Source organism: Acinetobacter sp. AC1-2 (genome assembly GCF_016124155.1).
Taxonomy (GTDB): Bacteria; Pseudomonadota; Gammaproteobacteria; order Pseudomonadales; family Moraxellaceae; genus Acinetobacter; species Acinetobacter calcoaceticus.
Genome location: NZ_JABFFO010000001.1, coordinates 279,762 through 299,488, shown reverse-complemented (window position 1 = coordinate 299,488; position 19,727 = coordinate 279,762). Strand labels below are relative to the sequence as shown.

At 38.4% G+C, this 19,727-nt stretch carries 17 protein-coding genes, 1 tRNA gene and 1 pseudogene; 4 read left to right on the top strand and 15 right to left on the bottom strand.

The window, feature by feature from the left end; translation table 11 throughout:
- Positions 1 to 31: 31 nt before the first annotated feature.
- Positions 32 to 940 carry an aromatic amino acid DMT transporter YddG gene (yddG, locus tag HL290_RS01330; protein ID WP_198495372.1) on the top strand — a complete coding sequence of 303 codons (909 nt, stop codon included), beginning with the start codon at positions 32 to 34 and terminating at the stop codon, positions 938 to 940.
- A 49-nt stretch (positions 941 to 989) separates the two neighbouring features.
- On the opposite strand, the gene HL290_RS01325 is transcribed toward yddG, so the two are convergent.
- From HL290_RS01325 to HL290_RS01295, 8 genes and pseudogenes are all read right to left on the bottom strand, one after another.
- Positions 990 to 1,604: a MarC family protein gene (locus HL290_RS01325; RefSeq protein WP_198495371.1), complete on the bottom strand. Its 615-nt coding sequence runs from the start codon at positions 1,602 to 1,604 to the stop codon at positions 990 to 992.
- Between the two features lie 79 nt (positions 1,605 to 1,683).
- On the bottom strand, positions 1,684 to 2,856 hold the full coding sequence (locus HL290_RS01320; protein ID WP_198495370.1) for a hypothetical protein: 1,173 nt from the start codon (positions 2,854 to 2,856) through the stop codon (positions 1,684 to 1,686).
- Positions 2,857 to 3,061: 205 nt separating this feature from the next.
- The gene (locus HL290_RS01315) at positions 3,062 to 3,415 is read right to left on the bottom strand and encodes an ethanolamine utilization protein EutQ (protein ID WP_003650499.1); all 354 of its coding nucleotides are present in this window, start codon (positions 3,413 to 3,415) and stop codon (positions 3,062 to 3,064) included.
- Positions 3,416 to 3,428: 13 nt separating this feature from the next.
- Entirely contained in the window at positions 3,429 to 4,745 is a 1,317-nt protein-coding gene (locus HL290_RS01310; RefSeq protein ID WP_198495369.1) for an NAD(P)/FAD-dependent oxidoreductase, read from the bottom strand.
- A 17-nt stretch (positions 4,746 to 4,762) separates the two neighbouring features.
- Entirely contained in the window at positions 4,763 to 5,968 is a 1,206-nt protein-coding gene (locus tag HL290_RS01305) for an FAD-dependent oxidoreductase (protein WP_227602227.1), read from the bottom strand.
- Positions 5,957 to 6,118, bottom strand: a pseudogene (locus HL290_RS18550) (rubredoxin); the annotation flags it as partial. The gene HL290_RS01305 and the pseudogene HL290_RS18550, both read right to left, overlap by 12 nt.
- 28 nt (positions 6,119 to 6,146) lie before the next feature.
- Entirely contained in the window at positions 6,147 to 7,577 is a 1,431-nt protein-coding gene (locus HL290_RS01300; RefSeq protein ID WP_198495367.1) for an aldehyde dehydrogenase family protein, read from the bottom strand.
- Between the two features lies 1 nt (position 7,578).
- Positions 7,579 to 8,769: an aromatic ring-hydroxylating oxygenase subunit alpha gene (locus tag HL290_RS01295; protein WP_003650492.1), complete on the bottom strand. Its 1,191-nt coding sequence runs from the start codon at positions 8,767 to 8,769 to the stop codon at positions 7,579 to 7,581.
- A gap of 334 nt (positions 8,770 to 9,103) precedes the next feature.
- On the opposite strand from HL290_RS01295, the gene HL290_RS01290 reads away from it, so the two are divergent.
- Positions 9,104 to 10,786, top strand: coding sequence for a BCCT family transporter (locus HL290_RS01290; RefSeq protein ID WP_151768492.1), 1,683 nt, complete (start codon positions 9,104 to 9,106; stop codon positions 10,784 to 10,786).
- 55 nt (positions 10,787 to 10,841) lie between these two features.
- Here the strand turns inward: HL290_RS01290 and HL290_RS01285 are convergent, their stop codons facing one another.
- The gene (locus HL290_RS01285) at positions 10,842 to 11,768 is read right to left on the bottom strand and encodes a LysR substrate-binding domain-containing protein (protein ID WP_198495366.1); all 927 of its coding nucleotides are present in this window, start codon (positions 11,766 to 11,768) and stop codon (positions 10,842 to 10,844) included.
- A gap of 310 nt (positions 11,769 to 12,078) precedes the next feature.
- Positions 12,079 to 12,633, bottom strand: a complete 555-nt coding sequence (locus HL290_RS01280) for a TetR/AcrR family transcriptional regulator (RefSeq protein WP_198495365.1) — start codon at positions 12,631 to 12,633, stop codon at positions 12,079 to 12,081.
- 794 nt (positions 12,634 to 13,427) lie between these two features.
- On the opposite strand from HL290_RS01280, the gene HL290_RS01275 reads away from it, so the two are divergent.
- A complete protein-coding gene (locus HL290_RS01275) occupies positions 13,428 to 14,303 on the top strand; it encodes a zinc ribbon domain-containing protein (RefSeq protein ID WP_198495364.1) in 876 nt (291 codons plus the stop codon).
- An 80-nt stretch (positions 14,304 to 14,383) separates the two neighbouring features.
- Here HL290_RS01275 and HL290_RS01270 read toward each other — a convergent pair whose 3' ends face one another.
- The 5 genes from HL290_RS01270 to efp form a co-directional block, all read right to left on the bottom strand.
- Entirely contained in the window at positions 14,384 to 15,019 is a 636-nt protein-coding gene (locus HL290_RS01270) for a hypothetical protein (protein WP_198495363.1), read from the bottom strand.
- Between the two features lie 234 nt (positions 15,020 to 15,253).
- A tRNA-Val gene (locus HL290_RS01265) sits at positions 15,254 to 15,330 on the bottom strand.
- A 167-nt stretch (positions 15,331 to 15,497) separates the two neighbouring features.
- A complete protein-coding gene (locus HL290_RS01260; RefSeq protein WP_004643555.1) occupies positions 15,498 to 15,803 on the bottom strand; it encodes a YbdD/YjiX family protein in 306 nt (101 codons plus the stop codon).
- Positions 15,803 to 17,899: a carbon starvation CstA family protein gene (locus HL290_RS01255; RefSeq protein ID WP_005039046.1), complete on the bottom strand. Its 2,097-nt coding sequence runs from the start codon at positions 17,897 to 17,899 to the stop codon at positions 15,803 to 15,805. Before HL290_RS01255 ends, HL290_RS01260 begins: the two co-directional genes overlap by 1 nt.
- Before the next feature lie 164 nt (positions 17,900 to 18,063).
- Positions 18,064 to 18,633: an elongation factor P gene (gene efp, locus HL290_RS01250; RefSeq protein ID WP_004643557.1), complete on the bottom strand. Its 570-nt coding sequence runs from the start codon at positions 18,631 to 18,633 to the stop codon at positions 18,064 to 18,066.
- 73 nt (positions 18,634 to 18,706) lie between these two features.
- Here efp and epmB point away from each other — a divergent pair, with 73 nt between their 5' ends.
- Positions 18,707 to 19,723 (top strand): EF-P beta-lysylation protein EpmB, encoded by a 1,017-nt coding sequence (gene epmB, locus HL290_RS01245; protein WP_017387929.1) that lies wholly within the window; start codon positions 18,707 to 18,709, stop codon positions 19,721 to 19,723.
- Positions 19,724 to 19,727 lie beyond the last annotated feature (4 nt).

Sequence of the window (19,727 nt, the reverse complement as noted above, 5' to 3'; positions counted from 1 at the left end):
TTATGATTAATTTTTTAATCGGGTCTATCGTATGAGCCGCCAAATCTCAACCTTAATCGGTGTTTCTGCTTTGTTACTTTGGTCCACTTTAGTTGGCTTACTCAGGCTTTCTACAGAAAGTTTTGGTCCTATCTATACAGTGACTTACGTATACACCATCAGTGCTATTATTTTGTTCTTAACATATGGCCTACCCGATTTAAAAAAGGTTTCAAAGAAGTTTCTTATTCTATCTAGCTTGCTTTTCGTTGTTTTTGAATTATGTTTTGCCTTTTCAATTACTCTAGCAAATTCATCAGAGAAATCGATTGAGATGAATATTATTTTTAATATGTGGCCAACTCTAATTATTATTATGTTGGCAGTATTAAAAGAAGAAAAAGTAAATTTAATGACAATATTAGGAGTGATCATAAGTTTTGCAGGCATAGTTATAATTAACTATCATCCAAACCTAAACTTTATTGATAACTTTTTAAAAAATCCGATTAGTTACCTACTCATTTTTTTAGCATCTATTCTTTGGGCGGTCTATTGTATCTACACCAAAAAGCAAAGTAATGGAACTAACGCTGTTTCGCTTTATTTTATCTTAACTGCTATAGCCTTATGGATCCTTACTCTCTCTACTCAAGGTTTCCACCTACCTCATGTACATGGAATTAACGGCTACCTGTTTGTCTTTATCAATGCTGTTTTTTTCTCGATGGGTTATCTAGCGTGGAATATTGGTATTATCAAAGGCAATATGCCCGTTTTAATTATGCTTTCTTATTTTTCTCCAATTTTCTCATCGGCATTTTCAGCTTTTGTTTTGAACTCCGATTTAACAATCAATTTTTGGTATGGTGCATTAACGGTTACCTTCGGATCATTGATCTGCTGGTTCTCAATTCGAAAAAATCATATCCCACAGAATCAAGCAAAATTAGCTTCTTAGATTTATTAGTCACAGCCAAAAAATACTTTGGCTGTGACTTGTTATTTTCTCAAACTTTATCAATCAACCGTGTAACGCCATTTACGATCATATCAACTGCAATTGTTCCAATTAATAGTGCCGCTAACCGCCCTACAATATCAAAATAACGATCAATATATTTGGCATGTTTATAGCGTAAGTGATCATGAGAAAACTTCATTGCTATCAAAACACTACAAGTCAGAAATAGTACTAAGGCAATCACTATAGCAGCCTCTACAAGAGACATGCTCATGCCTGTCACTACAGCTGCACTAATTGTTCCTGGACCAATCATAAAAGGCATAGCGACCGTCCCAGCCAAATGTTCAGGTGCTCCTCGCATTTCACCAATCGTATCAGCTCCTTGAAATACATATCGATATCCAATCACTAGAAAAATCAGACCACCAAAAATCAGAAATGATTCAAATCTTACATTTAAATACCGATTAAAAATTGCTTCTCCACCCCATGCAAATAAGAGAAAAACCACATATGCAATGAGACCTCCTTGAATCAAAGCCTTATTAAATACTTTAGTATCTGTATGACGAATTAGTCCGATCATATAGATACTCATGAGGAATGGATTAAGTAGTGAGAAAAACAAAATAAATGTACTAATAAAGGGTGATGACATTTTTATGATCCCTAAACGACTTCAGGAAGCTTTTAAACTTCCTGAAAATATTGATAAATGAAAAAGGCTGTGCAAACTTTTAGAAGCTATAAATCAACATGAGATTTAAGAGTTTGTTCCATTTCCCATCATCGCCTGCTGCAAGCGAGCTGCCCGTTCCACCAACAAATGGATCGTTTTTACTCATCACATATTCGGTATATAAAGAAACATTTTTATAGTCCCAAGCCACGCCAACAATGTTGCGCTGTGAATCATCAAATCCCTTTTCTTTCTTGTTAAATCCACTAAAAACGACATACGGCGTAACATTGAGCGAATCTTTAACGTTCTTAAAGACATAGCTGGTATCAACAGTATAGAAATAGCCCTTGTTAGCAATGTCGTATTCGCCGTCAAAAGAACCAAAAGTTGAGCTAGCTGGACTCAATGAATCTTTATTACTAATCGACTGCCGCCCTCCAGTAAGCACGACATTCAGATTTTTATAGTTAATGCGGTTAAATAGAGCCCATGTATTTCGGTTTCCATCAGCAGACGTTTTTTTATTTTCAATGTCTGAATACCAATAACTTCCACCCAACGATACCTTGAGATCATCTGTACTTAAAAACTTAAGATCTTGATCTACACGTGCCATCCACATGTTTTTTTCATTTAGGTCGGTTTTGAGTGGATCAGATGAGGTAACAACATTAGCCGTATAACGAGCTGAATCTTTGCTGGTCCCGTGATAGTTACCACCATCAGTTGCGAAATAAGCCAAATCCACTTTAGTAGCAGACGGTAATTCAAAGTGATAGTTTGCGCCTAAATTAGAAGCATCCTGCAAACCCATAGTGTTGTTAATACCAGCATAAAAGCTGCTATCCCAAAAACGACCTGGTCCAAAAGGAATGGGTTGCACACCTACAGTAATATGATCAGTTGTATTTAAATGGTAACCCGCATAGCCATAAACTAGAGTAGAGAAATCACAGAATTTATCGTATTGATAACAACGATATTCGATTTTTCCAAACCAGTCGGGTGACTCGTAACCTAGTCTTAAAATAGCTGCATCAAATTTTATTTTCTGGTCTGACGCAGACTCGCCGTAATCCTTATCTTGATAATTCCCACGTAAAGCACCTGAAATTGTTAAAGCACCCGTATCACTTTTAGGATCTCCAAAAGTTACTCCGGCAAAAGCAGGTAATGCCATTCCAACTGAAATTAACCCAAACCCAAGTGTTAAATAGACTTTGCTCATTTACAAATCCTTGTTCAAATGAAGATTTGCAGAAAACCTTTCCTGTTCTCTGCTTATTTTTTTCAGACAACACTTCCCTGTTCAGGAGAAGCTCCTGAAATTTAAAATTTTCGTTAATTCGCCTTAGCCCTCATTAAGGGCTAGTACTCATAAGAATAAAAAAGACCCAAATTATTCTTTTCCTGAACAATATGGGTCGTTTCTTTTATGCAATCCCGTGCAATTCTTTCCAGTTACCCGGATGTACTACGTAACCAAATACCGCATGTCCACCATAAATGAGTTCGGTGCCTTCAGGAATCCACAACATTTGTCCCGGACGAACTTCATATTTATGACCATTAGCAGTGAGTTCAAAACAGCCTTCGATTACAAAAATGACTTCGTCATAAAGTAATTTCCAACTTACTTCCGCGCCTTCCCAACGCGCAAAACCAATACCCATGTTTGGGGAAACATCAGCTCCTAATGCTCTTGCCACATAAGCAGTGCCGTCTGGTGTTTCGCCACGTAAATTAAAATCAAGTTGAGCGCTGTCAACTAACTTTACTTCTTTCATCTATTTCTCCCGCTTACAATTCACTACGACTGCGCCATTTTTCAAATCTAATACGTGTTCTGACACCTAAACCTAAGAACGGTTCTGGTGGATTTAAGCTAGGCATACCTGTTACATACTGAATATCTTTTAAAGCTTGAGAATCTGAACCGACAACGAGATCAGCCAATAGCGTTCCAGAAATTGTGCCCCATGCTGCTCCTACACCATTGTCACAAGCACTCGCATAAACGCCGTCTTCTAACTCACCAAAGAAGTTAGTGAAGTTACGAGAAATAGCGTAAACACCACCCCATGTATGGGTAAACGGAACATTCGCCAAATCTGGATAACGATCTAAAAATGCTTTGCGATGATCTTCTTGTATCCAGCGACGATTATCATCGTTAATGTTTGCACCGTATTTAGGTACATGTTTATAAGTATTACGGATTAGGATACGGCGATCAGCGGTCATTCTTAAGGTTGTTCCCGCATGGTCGGCTGGAGTAAGTCCCCAATCTAACTCACCACGATAAACTTTCATTTCCTGATCAGTTAATGGACGTGTCCAGCTCGCAAAAGTCATGACTGGTAATAAACGGTTCTTCAAGTACCCAAATTCACGCGTAAAAATACTCGTCGCAAGTAATACTTTAGGAGTTGTGATTGACCCTTCATCGCCTTGTAAAAGCCATTGGTTATTACTTTTTTGCAAACTACGAATTGGAGATTGCTCTAATAACTCAACGCTGTCTGGTAAATGGTCACCCATACCACGTACTAAAGCTGCTGGTTGCATCAAATATGAACCAGGAGTAAAAATCGCACGGCTATAAAAATCTGTACCCAATACTTTTTGAAGTTCTGCTTTTTCGACCCAACGATATGGTTCACCTAAATCTTTCATTAGGTGCTCAAAATGATTGAGATGCGCTTCACCACGCTCACCTACAGCACCTTGATATTTACCCGCCGCAGACCATTGGCAATCAATGTTATGGCGTTCTACCAAACCTTGTAATTGAGAAATTGCCGATCGGTTCAGACTCAATAACTTTTGTTTATGCGAAGGGTCCGGATGTGATAAAGCAAATTTATGCGGTAAATCAATTACAAACCCTGAGTTACGCCCTGAAGCGCCTTCAGCTACACGCTGTGCATCCACTAAAATAATGCGCGCGTTCGGTTTAAGTTCAGCTAATCTTCGAGCTGCTGCTAATCCTGCAAAGCCTGCTCCGATAATGGCATAGTCAGCTTTTTGTGGACCGATTAACTTTTTAACAGGACCCGCTGGAGGCAATGCCGCATACCAACCACAGGTACTATCATCATTTGGTAAAGCAATCATTTTGTTATTCCCTTAACTTAAACTGTGGATGGACACGAATTTAGTTTTTCAAGCCACTCGCTACGATGGTGCTGTAATTGGCGACCAAGTAAGGCAAAGCCTGTTAATTTGCCTTGTTCATTGTAAAAACCAGCAGCTAACTCGCCGTCATGTTGTTCCACTTTCCACTCACCTGTTCCCGTTGCTGGCAAGACAGAAAGCGGCAAAATTGGTGTTTTTACTAAAACTGGTGTTGATTTCAAATCCGCAGCAGTTGACTGACCTAAAAGGTTATTAACCAAAGCTGGTAATGCTTGCGTGATTGGATTGATATAAGGTGCCCACTGGCCATTCACTTCTGCACAATCACCTAAAGCAAAAATTGCAGGATCACTACTACGGTGATCAAGTCCAGTACAAATACCGCGTGCTGTTTCTAGACCAGCTGCTTGAGCAAGTGCAATATTTGGTCTCAGGCCAACTGCACTTAATACCAAGTCAGTTTCAAATGATTGACCATCTTGGAGTGTTAACTGGTAACGGCCGTTTTCAGATTGAATAGAACGGATACTATTTTGTAATTTCCACTCTACGCCTAACTGGCCTAGAGCATTTTGTAGAGCATGACCTAAAGGTTCTGGAATAAGACGTGACATTGCCCATTTGCCAAGACCAACAACTGTAACGTTGATACCATGTGCAGCTAAATCATTGGCAAATTCACAGCCGATCAGACCATCACCAAGAATTGTGACATGCTTTTTATTAGATAATTGCTGACGGAAACGGCGATAATCCGCTAGATCATTTACGCTTAGTGTTGCCGTCGAATCACCATCAATTGGAATGACAACTGGTGTTGCCCCAGTAGCGAGTACGAGTCTACCGTAAGGATAATCACCAATAGTGGTTTGAAGCTTTTTATTGGCACGGTCAATATGAGTTACTTTCGTATGTGGATAAACGCGGATATTTAAACGTTGTTCCCAACTAAGAGCAGACTCACGAACTAAACTATCGCCGTCTTTACCTAAGGCTAAAGCATTAGATAAAGCTGGTTTGCTATATAAAGCACCATCATCAGCAGTAAATACGGTAATAGACAAGTCTGGAGATTGTGCACGTAAAGTTGAAGCCACTTGGTAGCCAGCATGGCCACTGCCAATAATAACGACAGGTTCAATCACTGGAGCTGCAGCTACTACCGGAATTTCCTCGATTTCAACATCAGTAATATCGAGCATTTCGAAGTCGGCTTTACCAACCTGACACTCTGGGCACATCCAGTCATCTGGAATATCTTCCCATTTTGTTCCTGGAGCTATCCCGTCATCAGGCCAGCCTTTAGCTTCATCATAGATCCAGCCACAGACAATACATAACCACTTTCTCATCTTGTCTATTTCCCTTATTTCTTACAAATTACACGTTATGTTTCAAACGGATACCGATATTGCGAGTTTGAACATAACTGTAGATGGCTTCCTGCCCTTTTTCGCGACCAAAACCAGATAAGCCCACACCACCAAATGGTGTTTCGATACCGCCAGCAAACCATTCGTTAATAAAGACTTGACCAGCAATAAGTCGGTTTGCTACTCGAAGTGTTTGATTCAGATTTTCACCAAATACACCTGCAACAAGTCCAAAGTCCGTACCATTTGCGATTGCAACTGCTTGGTCTTCGTCATCAAAAGGCATGATCACCATTACAGGACCAAAAACTTCTTCTTGAGCAATCGACATGTCATCTTTTGCTTCAATAATTGTTGGCAGGACGAAGTAACCTTCTAGATCCGCAGCTTTCCCACCTGTTAAGACGTTGGCACCTTCTTCACGTGCTTTATCAATCATGGCAAGAATCTGTTGTTGCTGATCTTTAGATACAACTGGGGTAAGTTCGGCATTACTTTCGCCAATACCTACAGTTAAGCTCTCTGCAAGATTCACAACAGCTGCTTTAACTTCTTCATAGCGGCTGCAGTGCACCAATAAGCGAGACATCGCTGAGCAAACTTGACCAGAGTTATAGAAAATTCCAACTTTAACGCTACGTAGTAATTGCTCAAGATCAACATCAGCAAAAGCAATTGCCGCTGACTTACCACCTAATTCCATTACTGAAGGTGTTGCACGTTCAGCCGCATCTTTCAAAATGCGTTGGCCTGTTGACACTGAACCGGTAAATACAATCTGGTTCGTATCTTGATGTTTAACCAGATGAGTACCAACTTCTGAACCTTTACCACAAAGTAAGTTCACTGCACCTTGAGGAAAACCAGCTTTCTCAATAGCTTTGATGAGTAAAACCATTCCTAAAGGTGAAACTTCAGGTGACTTAATTACAACCGCATTACCAGCCGCTAAAGCAGGCGCTAATGAGCGTGCACAGATCGAGACAGGAAAGTTCCAAGGTACGATTTGAACCGATACACCCATTGGAATATATGAGGTGAAATCCACATAATCTTTACCTAAAGGTACTGAAATGCCTTCAATTTTATCTGCCATACCCGCGTAGTATTCAAAATAGCGAGCCGCTTCATCAAACTCTTCACGTGCTGTATCAACATTTTTGCCATTTTCACGGCACAGGATTAATGCACCCTCTTCAGCAATTTTACGAATTGCTTCTGCGGCTTTTAACATCCAAGCTGTACGTTTTGCAGGACGCACATCAGTCAAAGCACCGCTATTCACACAACGTCGAGCTGCTGCCATCGCGGCATCTGCATCTTCAACGCTTGCACGCGCAACTGTTGCAAAAGCTTTATCGGTTGCCGGGTTGATAACTTCCAATTGGCGAGAAGCATCTCGCCATTGGCCATCAACATAGTTGAAGTAATGTTGCATATTATGCCTCCAATGCCGTTTTAGCTTGGGTTGCTAACCATTTCTGGAAGAAGTGAGTTGGTAAATCCATCTCTGGTGAGAAAACCCCTCCACCAAAACCAGGTGAGTGACGACCCTTTTGCATGGTTTCAACGGCAAATACATCTTCAGCAAATACAACTTTCCATGATTCTAAAGTCGCTTCACGGCATGCATCATATTTAGCGTCTAGTGATTCATCACCAACGTAATACAAGCGTAGTTTTTCAATTGTTTGTTCTGGAGCGATTGGATCAATCATCATTGCAAATGCATGATCCGCTTGAATACCTAACAATACGTTCGGGAACACTGCAACATATTCAGCATGACGAAGTTGATCTTCTGGCCAGCTTGGGAATTTTGGTAAATGCGTACCCGCCGTAGCTGACAAGTTATATTTATAACTGCCCTGACCAGCAAAGCGATCTTCGAACATAATGTTGTAATGATCTTCAAGTTTTGAATATGTATTTAGCGCTGGATGTACCCAAGGTAAGTGATAGGCTTCGCAATAGTTTTCAACTGTAAGTTTCCAGTTACTATTTACAGGTAACTCAAAAGTTGAACCTACTTTGCTATTACGAATAAGCTCTAGACCGTTTTCGCCCAAGAAAGGCTTCCAACGTTCAACTAGTGGTGCAATGTGCTCTTCAAACGTTGGCGCATCACCAGAGATATTGACGAAAACCATATCCATCCAGATCTCTGAACGAAGTGCTTTTAAGCCATGTTTTTCACATTTAAAGCGTTCATCTTTATGCTGGTTAATTCCACCAATATGTGGAGTACCCTTTAAGTTACCGTTTAAATCATAACTCCAAGAGTGGTATTGGCAACGAATCACACCTTCAATAGTGCCTTCTTGTTGCACCAAAATCATACCGCGATGACTACAAACGTTATGGAAAACTTGGATTTCCCCTTCACGGTTGCGCATCATGACCAAAGGCATGCCCATGAAATTAACAGGCTTTACATAGCTCTTTTTAGGTAAATCAGAAGCAAAGCCAACACACACCCAAGTTTTACTTAAAATATTGTCGCGTTCAAAATTAAAATATTCGCTACTGGTGTATGCTAAATTTGGCATACCATTTGATTCAGTAATTGGGTTTAAAACATTATCGACTTGCTGAACTGTAATTAATTGCTGGCTAACTCGACTATTCATCTGATGATCTCCATATATTTAAAACTAACGCAGAACTCCCTGCGTTGAGATGATTTGCACTCTCTGCGATTTCTTTACAGATTGTGTAAAACCTAATGGCGACAGACAAACGACTTTTTAGAGGGGTATTGATGAGTTTTTATCATGCATCCTAAAACTTGCTTTCCCTTCGATAATTTTTAAATGTATTAGGTACAAGGAATGACCTATGACTAAAACTCACCTATAGATGAGAATAAATCGGTTGAGCAATCTTTATGCTCATCACTACTCTTTTGCTATTCGCATACAACGGTTAACAGGTAGTTAACTGCTACGCATCCAAGGAGGATTTATGCGCAATACATCAGGAGCCCATACTGGACTCAACCCAACAGTGATGATTGTCTCGAAGTTATTACTTTTTATTTTTATTGCGTTTTGTATTTTTAAAGAAAAACAGGCTGGTGAATACTTTCAAATTATCTCAGATGTTTTATTGCAAAATGCAAAATGGTATCTCCTATTTTTAGCTACTTTTTTATTAGGTTTTTTGATTTATTTATGCATGAGTCGATATGGACATATTAGACTCGGAAAAGACGATGAAAAGCCCGAATATAGTAATATTGCATGGATTTGCATGCTTTTCTCTTGTGGTATGGGAATTGGATTGATGTTCTGGTCTGTTGCAGAACCAATCACTCACTATGCAAGTAATCCGTTTACGCAAGGTCTTTCAGATGAATCAGCGCGAATGGCAATGCAACTCACCTTTTTTCATTGGGGACTTCACCCATGGGGCCTATTTTGCTTATCAGCTGTTGCTCTAGGATATTTTTCTTATCGTAAAGGTTTACCTTTGGCATGCCGATCAGTATTACATCCTTTAATTGGTGACAAAATTTATGGTCCTATCGGTAACTTCGTTGATATTGTCACGATCGTTTTAACAGCATTTGGGGTTTCTCAAGCCATTAGCATGGGAATTCTTGAACTGAATGTTGGTCTAAATCATACATTTGGTATCAATATTGACGTTAAAATTCAGTTGGTTCTCGTTCTTGTTCTAGGTGTTTTAGCAACCCTATCTTTATTATCCGCAATTGGTAAAGGCTTTAAAATTATTGCTGAAGGGAACATGATTTTATCGTATGTTCTTGTCATTGCAGTCATCGTGATTGGTTCAACTCGTTATATTTTTAATACTTTTTTTGAAGGACTTGGGGATTACTTACAAAATATTGTAGGGATGAGTTTATGGAGTGATGCTCAAAAAGATTCAGGTTGGCAAAGTTGGTGGACTGCTTACTACTGGCCGTGGTGGATGACTTGGGCACCTTTTGTAGGTTTATTTATTGCTCGCATTTCACGCGGACGTACGATTCGTGAAGTTATTCTAGGCTCACTTGCCGCACCTACTTTACTCACCTTTATTTGGATTGCAGCTTTTGGTGGCGCTGCTCTTAAAATTGAAAAAGCGAACCATCAACCACCAACTCATCAAGTTGTTTTGAGTAATACTGCGATTGTTCAAGCAGAGAAAGTCAAACCTCATGAAGTTACAATCGCTGAAGCGACTAAAGAAGACCCTGCCCGTGCTGTGTTTGTGTTCTTCGATCATATTTCAGAAAATCATACTGTTACGATTTTCTTAAGCGCACTTTTATGTTTATTGTTATCCATCCATATCATCACCATTGCGAACTCAGGTGCTTTGGTCCTATGTTTTCTAGATACTAATGGTTCCACTAATCCATCAGTAGGAATTCGTCTGGTCTGGGCTGTAATTATTCCGCTTATTAGTGGAGGCTTACTTTTAGCTGGTGGTCTATCTGCTATTAAGACAGCCTGTGTAATTGCGGGTTTTCCAATCTCCATATTACTTGCGATTATGTGTATTTCTTTAATGAAAAGCCTTCGTCAAGATCCACAAGCATGGGTCATGATGCCTGAACATGTTCGTCCAGATTTCTGTAAAACCAAATCTGAAAAGCCTGTTGATGAGACAAAGGCTCAACTCATTACAGATAACTAAACTTAATTCAAAAAAAGGGCTCTAAATTGAGCCCTTTTTTATTATTTTAACAGTACTAATTTAATCCCTTTTGCCCTACTTGCCCTGGCAATTGCTCTAATAACCAGCTACGGAAATGCTTTACACTCGATGGAATAACTCCCCGATCTGAAGGTTCCAACATACTAAAATTTGCTTCGGTACGTAATACAGTTTCGACTGGGCGAACAAGAGAACCATTTTCCAAATAATCATCAATTAAAGACCCCCATGCTAATGCCACTCCCTGACCATTAATTGCAGCTTGGAGCAGCATTGGATAGTTATTAATATTGACTCTATTTTTAGGTTTCACCATAGGATAGTTGACCGCTTCAAACCATTCGGCCCATGTAATCCAATCCTTTTGAGAATCATCTAGATAAAGTAATGCTTTACCAAATATTTCCTCTGGAGGAGTACCCTCCTTAAATTGAGCAAGATAATTTGGACTACAAACAGGAAATACTTCTTCTGGGAATAATGTGGTGACTTTCATTCCCAATGGAGGAGTTCGGCAATAAAAAAGTGCCAAATCAAAGTCCATTTTCTGTAAATCCAAGATATTTTCTGTCGTTAATATTCTTAGATCTACACCTTCATTATTTTGCTGAAAAGTAGCCACTTTAGGTAATAACCAAAGAGCAGCCATAGCATTAGTCGTAGCAACAGTTATTTGATGTTCACCTTGCCATTTCTTAATTTCAGCCGTTGCTTGTGCAACATTTAATAAAGCACTATAAATCGTTTGGTAATATTGCAAGCCCATGGGCGTTAAAGAAATATTGCGATTTGCTCGAATAAATAACTCTTTACCAAGATACTCTTCCAATTGTCGAATTTGGCGACTTATCGCTCCTTGAGTAACATTTAATTCATTTGCTGCTTGTGTAAAACTAAGGTGGCGTGCGGCTGCCTCAAACACAATCAAGCTATTCATTGGGGGTAATGGCTTAATCTTCATGGACACTCCTAATTTGTCCCATTTCCGTAGAAACTCTTTTCCAATTCGAGTTCTTTTACCAAGCTATTTACTACGAAATTCAGTTTTTGAACATGGCAATATTAAATAAACCATGACTTTTCCTAATGTATAGGGCCTACCTATATAGGGTTAACGTTCCTGTCTGTAAAGCCCATAAAATCTCATAAATATATTTTAATAAAAAGTGAGTAAAAGTATTCCATCCATGAGTTTTTCTCATTTGAATAATCCCTTCCCAATGTAGGCCGTTTATAGCCTACCCATGCAGGCTATAAACTTTTTATTTGGATTAAATAAACCCCAGCAAAAAATACTCAAGTAACCTATCCCTTTCATCTGGTTTGTTGGGGTCTAAAAGTTGAACCATCGCCCCATCAATCACAAATAAGAACATGTGTGCATCTTGTTTTGCAGCATTGGCATTGGTGGTTAAAAGCAAATGATAGATTTCATTAATAAGCCAGTTTCGATATTCAACGACCACCTGATACGCCTTTGGATGTGTTTTCGCAATTTCAAAAATAGCTTTGAAAGGTAAATGGTAGAGTCCATCTAAGTCGGCGTGTAAGTAATAAATTTTGCGAAATTTTTCAATTACGGTTAAATCTTTTTGAACATTAATAATGGAAAGCACCTCATGTTTAAGTCCATCTTTTTGAAAAGTGAGACTCATTTCAATGAGGCGTTCTTTTGAGTGAAAATAATTATAAAAAGTTGCTTTAGGTGTTTTTGAAGATTCAATAATTCGGTCCACCCCGACTTTATGAAAACCATATTTATTAAAAAGATAGCGAGAGGTATGAAGCACGCTTAAAGCACGAAATGAGAGATCTGAATGTGGCATAGTTTTACCGTTATAAATTAAATTTTTGTTGTATATAAATGAGATATAAAAGCCACTGCTCTTCTTGGGAGAAAAAAATACATAGCAAAGCCTGTAAAGACTGTGCGTGGCACATCTCAAGTTTTATTGTTGATTAAGTTTTTAGACGAAATGATTTAAAGCCTGAAAACCCTAAAGGTAATCAAGCTGATAAATATGATTTAAGTCGTGTCGTTATAGCTTTTGGCAAAGGCTGCCAAGAAATTAAGAATGTGCAAAGCCAACTCCTTTTTATTGGGAGTTCTGCCAGAGCATTAATTAAGAATTATGGTGGCAGAACGAAAGAGGGTTGACAGACTAGTCACTCAACTAGCACACCATAGGTGTCCCTCTCCCGTCCTACCGCTACGGGAGGGAACGAGAGTACACACAAAACTGTTCCTCAGATGGAATAGCTCTGATGTGTGAGTGAAACAGCCTGTCAAAGCCGGCTGGCAATGTGGCCAGCAGGCAAAGGATAAGCTTCACATTTATTGCAGTCAAGCACACAAAATGACATTTGTTTTAAATTAGATCATTAAAAAGTAAGGATAAATAATGAATAAGTGATTATTAAAGAGGGGTTTATAAAGGGGGGATTATGAAAAGGTTGAAATGTGATTTCGTCTTTCAGCATCTGATCTTTTTTGTGTTTTATATATAGTTCTTAGGTATTATAGGTTTAAATATTTGTCCACTCCATCAACTAGTGTGCTTAAGTTTTAAATATTAAACATCAAAAACAAATTTATATTTAATTTATTAAAGGGGGAAAAATGGCTTTAATATCATGCCCAGAATGTAAGAAAGAAATTAGTGATCAAGCTAAAAGTTGTCCTCACTGCGGTTTTCCTATAGAAAATCTTAGAAACCCATTTCTTAAAACAAATGCAGCAAGAACAACGCCTCCGCCTTTGCCTGATATGTTAAGTAATAAGAACAACCTTTCCAGCAGCTCACAAGAAATATCTTCGTCTCAAAACTCAAAGGTACGTACTAAACTTTTTAATCTTTTACTATGGGTTATCATCTTAGGTATTCCAATAGTGCTCTTCGCTAATATTGGCTCAGAGACAAACTCAAATAATAAAATCGGAGATAAAAGCAATATATCTTCAGCAAAAGCTATTAGTGAATATGCATATAATGACTATACAAAAGATCAATTCCCTAAGCTTTATGCTGAATGGGGAAGTAAATGGGTTAAGAAAATTACTAACGTAGAAAAAGCAGTAGTACAAAAAGTCGCTAATAGCGAAAATACTTGTGATTCAATTGAAGAAGCCGGTATCTCTACAACGCGAAGTATACCTAAAAAAGAAATTGTTATTTATGTTAATTGTGCAAATGGTGAACGTTTTTATGTCTCAGAAAAGGAATTAAAAGAAGATAAACAGATACTGTCTCAGGCGCAGAAATCAGTAGATGTAGATGAAGCTATAAGCCGATGTAAACAACTAATTAGAGTTAATGAAACGCATCCCTTATCAATTAAATATGGAAATATTGATACACTTAAAGCACAAGGTAATGGCAATATTGTTGTATCTATATTATATGATTCAAAAAATGATCTAGGTGGAGAGCTTCCACATAAGGTGAAATGCTATATTCCACCTGAAGGAAAAGATGAAATCTCAAAAATAGAATAATAAAAAAAAGAGAACGGTATCTATATATTGTTCTCTTCTTAATCGGATACCATCAATTAATATAAGTGAAATTTCAGTATTTATTTAAGCAAATTAACTTCTTTCATTTCAACAATTTTGAATTCATTTTTAGACTTCGAACTGTTAATCAGAATTATTTGATCGGAATGCTTATCAAGTAAATGCCAAGTTTTTTTATCGTTTAATTCAATTATAGGTAAGCTTTTATCATCTATTTTTTTTGCATGTTCAAGACCAGAGTGATAAGGAACAAGTAAAATAAGACCAGCCCCTAAAAGCTTGCCTACATTTTTACTTAAAAGTAATAAACCAAATCCATTTAAACTACATGCTATATATATGTAAAATTTCAAAATTGAATCATATGGCTTATGCGTCAGGAAAAGCATTAAAAATATACCAGCATAACCAGATATCAACATTAAGTTTGCCCAAAATAGCTCTACTTTTGGTGCTCTTTCAGAAGTAAAAATTACTTTTTCTAAATACATAATAGAAGTAGCAAAATAAAAATAGATTGTTAGATCTGAAATCATAAAATCTAGTGGAGTAAATATAGAAATAAACCAACTAGCATTGATCTGTTCTGACGTGTATATACCTATTTTGTGCATTAGCCCCATAATAATTATGAAAGGAGTAATAATCGTCAATAAATCTACTATTGATGCGCTTTTTAGCTTCTCATGAATCATGCTTAATCACCAGCCCTTAGGCTTTATTCCTTGCTTGTTTATCTAATTTTTTCATATCTAAGATAATTTAATTTTGGCTATTAGAATATTGAAAAAAATTGCACGTTGAATAGAAGCTTTATTATAGATAAGTGAAATTAAATTATACAAACCAATAAAAAAGCCCTAAACCATTATAGTTTAGGGCTTTTCTAAGTCATATAAAGCTATTCGAGTTTATATGACGTAATGTCTTGGTAGGTATATCCAGACTCGAACTGGAGACCTCTACGATGTCAACGTAGCGCTCTAACCAACTGAGCTATACACCTAAGATGGAAAGCATAATATTCATTTTTCAAAAGCAAAACAAGTGATTTTCAATTGAAAAAAATACAAATGAGCAGACTTTAAGCAAACTCTTTTTCATTTCCCAAAAAGAAAAACGGTACATGGTTTAACCACATACCGTTTTGTTTAGCTGAATTTAACTCTCAACTTAACATGGACATTTCTTTAAAGTACCGCCAGCCGATGGATAACGCGCATCGACACAATAGCGATAGAAAGTTTTAGCATCCATTGGTGTTAAATCAGAATGATGAAGCTTCATGTGTTCCAGATAAGTTTGATAATCTGGCACTCCAACCATCAAGCGAAAGCTTTGCTGCAAACGCTGCCACAGTGTTGCAATGCGTGACCAGTTCTTTGGAGAAAGCAACAGCTCTTTTTGTGAGAGCACCGTCATTTTGATGATTTTCGCAATAATGACAGTTCCATTCTTTGCAAATTTAAAATTCATCATTACTCTCCTCGTGTGGTGACCACTTCAGGATCAGCATATACAGCTGGGGATTCATTTACAGTCGGTGTTGGGCTTGCTAAAGCACGGCGTACAATACCAATTGAAGCAATAATCATGACAATCGATACAATCATAAAGAAGCCACAAAGCGCAGCATTAATCTGATTAGACATCACAATGTTTTGCATCTCAGCAATAGTTTTGGCTGGTTTAAGAATTTCACCACGAGCGATTGCATCTGAAAATCTATTTGCTTGCGCTAAGAAACCAATTTTTGGATTTTCGTGGAAAATCTTTTGCCAACCCGCAGTCATACAGGTCACGAATAAGAAAATTGTTGGAATGATCGTCACCCATACATATTTTTCTTTTTTCATTTTAAACAGAATGACTGTACCCAAAATGAGTGCCATTGAAGCCAGCATTTGGTTACCAACACCAAACAGAGGCCATAAGGAGTTAACGCCACCTAATGGGTCAATCACACCTTGATAGACGAAGAATCCCCATCCACCTACTGCAACTGCTGTACCCACTAAGTTACCCACGAATGAACCAGAAGATTTAACCGCAGGAATAACAATACCCACTGTATCTTGCACCATAAAACGACAAGCACGAGTTCCGGCATCTACAGCAGTTAAAATGAATAATGCTTCAAACAAAATGGCAAAGTGGTACCAAAATGCCATCATTGAACGGCTATTGAAAATTTCCGAAATGATATGTGCCATACCAATTGCAAAGGTAGGGGCGCCACCTGTACGTGAAAGAATCGAGCTTTCACCTACTTCCTGTGCCAACACTGTTAACATTTCAGGAGTAACAACAAATCCTAAATTACGAACCGCTTCTGCCGCTGATTCTACAGTTGTACCAAGTACAGCCGCGGGTGCATTAATTGCAAAGTACACGCCTGGGTCTAAGACAGTTGCACAGATCATCGCCATAATACCGACGAAAGACTCCATGAGCATGCCGCCATAACCAATCACGCGAATATCTGCTTCGTTATCAATGAGTTTTGGTGTAGTACCACTTGATACAAGCGCATGGAAACCAGAAATGGCACCACAGGCAATAGTAATAAATAGGAATGGAAATAAACTACCTGAGAAAACAGGACCAGTACCGTCAATAAAATGGGTTACTGCTGGCATTTTCAATTCAGGTAATGCAATGATAATACCGACTGCTAAACCGAGAATGACACCAATTTTAAGGAAAGTTGATAGATAATCACGTGGCGCTAGTAATAACCAGACAGGTAATACTGAAGCAATAAAGCCATAAATGATTAAGCACCATGTGAGCTGTGTTCCAGTTAAAGTGAAAAACTCACCCCAGTATGGATCTGCTGCAACATGCCCACCATAAACAATGGCAAGCATCATTAACACGAAGCCAATAATAGAAACTTCAGCAATACGTCCCGGGCGAATAAATCGCATGTAAACGCCCATAAATAATGCAATGGGAATAGTTGCTGCAATAGTAAAAACACCCCATGGACTATGGGCAAGTGCTTTAACCACAACTAAGGCCAATACCGCAAGGATAATAATCATTACCCCAAGCGCGCCAAGCATTACAACGATACCAGCAAAAGAACCTAGTTCCTGTTTTGCCATTTCACCAAGCGAACGACCGTCTCGACGCGTTGAAATAAATAAAACTAAGAAGTCTTGTACTGCACCCGCGACAACCACACCGACCAGTAGCCAGATTGTCCCTGGTAAAAAACCCATTTGTGCAGCCAAAATTGGCCCGACTAATGGTCCCGCTCCGGCAATTGCCGCAAAGTGATGACCAAAAAGTACGTATTTATTGGTTGGAACATAATCCAGACCATCGGCTAAACGATGTGCTGGGGTTAAACGTCTTGGGTTTAATTCAAATACTTTAGTTGCAATAAATAGACTATAAAATCGATATGCGATGCTATATACACATGCTGCAGCAAGTACAAGCCAAACCGCATTGACATGTTCACCACGACTGAGTGCCAGCATCCCAAAAGAAATTGCACCTATAATTGCCACTAGGCTCCAGACCAGCTTGGAGGGAAGCGTAGATTTCGCTTGCATTGTGTCCATTCTTAACCTCTCAATAAATAACTACAGCATTTTTATATTGTTATGTACTGTTCTATCAAATCCTTGTGACTGTACTCCTCCTTTAATTTTTTTCCTCTTATACTTTCGCATAAAAAAAGGGATGATTTACATCATCCCTTCGATAATAGTTTATTTTTTAACTATTATGCACGCTCTAAATAATCGCCAGTACGAGTATCTACACGAACGCTATCTTCTTGCTGAACAAATAACGGAACACGAACAACCGCACCTGTTTCAAGCTTAGCTGGTTTACCGCCACCGCCAGATGTATCACCGCGTACACCTGGATCAGTTTCAACAATTTTTAATACTACGAAGTTCGGCGCACTTACAGTTAAAGGCACACCGTTGAACAACATAATAGTACATTTTTCATTTGAATCGTCTTTTAACCATTTAGCTGCATCGCCCATTGCAGTTTTGTCTGCAGCGATTTGCTCAAAAGTTACAGGATCCATGAAGTTCCAAAGCTCGCCATCATTGTATAAGTAGTCCATTTCTACTTCTACGATGTCAGCCGCTTCTACAGTATCGCCAGACTTAAAAGTTTTTTCTAAAACTTTACCAGTTCTAAGGTTACGTAATTTTACGCGGTTGAACGCTTGACCTTTACCTGGTTTTACGTATTCATTTTCCATGATTGAACATGGGTTACTGTCAAGCATGACCTTAAGGCCCGGCTTGAAATCATTTGTAGAATAATTGGCCATGACTGGCACACTCCAAACTTAACAAGTCAACTATGCGATATAATGCGTTGTTGCATTATCTTAATCGTGTCAAATGATAAACTATTTATACCAAGAGCAAAACTGGCAATCGCAACTGAGTGACCTTATTACAGATCCTTTGGAGTTGCTAAACCTACTCGAGTTATCCACCGATCAGCTATTATCAGGTGCGATTCTGGCTTCTGAACAGTTTAAATTACGGGTTCCTCGCGCGTTCGTCGGAAAAATGAACGTTAAAAACCCTTTTGACCCGCTTTTACTACAGGTTTTACCTCATCATTTAGAACTTGAGGAACATCCTGAATTTGTAACTGACCCTTTAGGCGAAGAAGCAGCAAATCAATTACCCGGTGTATTACATAAATATCAATCACGTTTTTTACTGACTTTGACGGGTGCTTGTGCGGTACATTGCCGTTATTGTTTCCGTCGTCATTTCCCCTATCAAGAAAATTTACCGAAAAATGACGATTGGCCAAATATAAAAAACTATATTGAAGCGAATCCGCACATTAATGAAATCATTTTGAGTGGTGGAGACCCCCTTACGCTTTCTAATCGTAAATTAGCACTTTGGCTAGAACGCTTATCATCTCTCAAACAAATTAAGATTCTGAGAATTCATTCACGGGTTCCAATTGTTATTCCAAACCGTATCGACGAAGAGCTTATTTCTTTATTAAAAAACAGTAGGCTGCGTATTATTCTGGTGGTACACTCAAACCACGCTTCTGAACTCGATGACTTTACCTGTTCAAAATTGTTGCAGTTATCTGCCGAGCACATTACTGTACTTAATCAGGCAGTATTGCTTAAAGGCGTTAATGATTCTGCACAGACATTAATTGATTTAAGTTATCGTTTATTTGAAGCTCGCGTTATGCCTTATTACTTACATGTTTTAGATAAAGTAAAAGGTGCACAACATTTTGATTTAATACCATCTGAGATAGATGATATATATCGTGATGTGTTAGCGAACCTACCGGGGTATTTGGTTCCTAAACTCGTCAGGGAAATTGCGGGCGAAAAGAATAAAACACCGCTTTTTGGGGCTACAACATTTTGAGTTA

Excerpts from the sequence above, each read along its gene's own strand:
- yddG (WP_198495372.1), top strand. The coding sequence starts at position 32 with ATGAGCCGCCAAATCTCAACCTTAATCGGTGTTTCTGCTTTGTTACTT.
- HL290_RS01325 (WP_198495371.1), bottom strand. The coding sequence starts at position 1,604 with ATGTCATCACCCTTTATTAGTACATTTATTTTGTTTTTCTCACTACTT.
- HL290_RS01320 (WP_198495370.1), bottom strand. The coding sequence starts at position 2,856 with ATGAGCAAAGTCTATTTAACACTTGGGTTTGGGTTAATTTCAGTTGGA.
- HL290_RS01315 (WP_003650499.1), bottom strand. The coding sequence starts at position 3,415 with ATGAAAGAAGTAAAGTTAGTTGACAGCGCTCAACTTGATTTTAATTTA.
- HL290_RS01310 (WP_198495369.1), bottom strand. The coding sequence starts at position 4,745 with ATGATTGCTTTACCAAATGATGATAGTACCTGTGGTTGGTATGCGGCA.
- HL290_RS01305 (WP_227602227.1), bottom strand. The coding sequence starts at position 5,968 with ATGCTCGATATTACTGATGTTGAAATCGAGGAAATTCCGGTAGTAGCT.
- HL290_RS01300 (WP_198495367.1), bottom strand. The coding sequence starts at position 7,577 with ATGCAACATTACTTCAACTATGTTGATGGCCAATGGCGAGATGCTTCT.
- HL290_RS01295 (WP_003650492.1), bottom strand. The coding sequence starts at position 8,769 with ATGAATAGTCGAGTTAGCCAGCAATTAATTACAGTTCAGCAAGTCGAT.
- HL290_RS01290 (WP_151768492.1), top strand. The coding sequence starts at position 9,104 with ATGCGCAATACATCAGGAGCCCATACTGGACTCAACCCAACAGTGATG.
- HL290_RS01285 (WP_198495366.1), bottom strand. The coding sequence starts at position 11,768 with ATGAAGATTAAGCCATTACCCCCAATGAATAGCTTGATTGTGTTTGAG.
- HL290_RS01280 (WP_198495365.1), bottom strand. The coding sequence starts at position 12,633 with ATGCCACATTCAGATCTCTCATTTCGTGCTTTAAGCGTGCTTCATACC.
- HL290_RS01275 (WP_198495364.1), top strand. The coding sequence starts at position 13,428 with ATGGCTTTAATATCATGCCCAGAATGTAAGAAAGAAATTAGTGATCAA.
- HL290_RS01270 (WP_198495363.1), bottom strand. The coding sequence starts at position 15,019 with ATGATTCATGAGAAGCTAAAAAGCGCATCAATAGTAGATTTATTGACG.
- HL290_RS01260 (WP_004643555.1), bottom strand. The coding sequence starts at position 15,803 with ATGATGAATTTTAAATTTGCAAAGAATGGAACTGTCATTATTGCGAAA.
- HL290_RS01255 (WP_005039046.1), bottom strand. The coding sequence starts at position 17,899 with ATGGACACAATGCAAGCGAAATCTACGCTTCCCTCCAAGCTGGTCTGG.
- efp (WP_004643557.1), bottom strand. The coding sequence starts at position 18,633 with ATGGCCAATTATTCTACAAATGATTTCAAGCCGGGCCTTAAGGTCATG.
- epmB (WP_017387929.1), top strand. The coding sequence starts at position 18,707 with ATGATAAACTATTTATACCAAGAGCAAAACTGGCAATCGCAACTGAGT.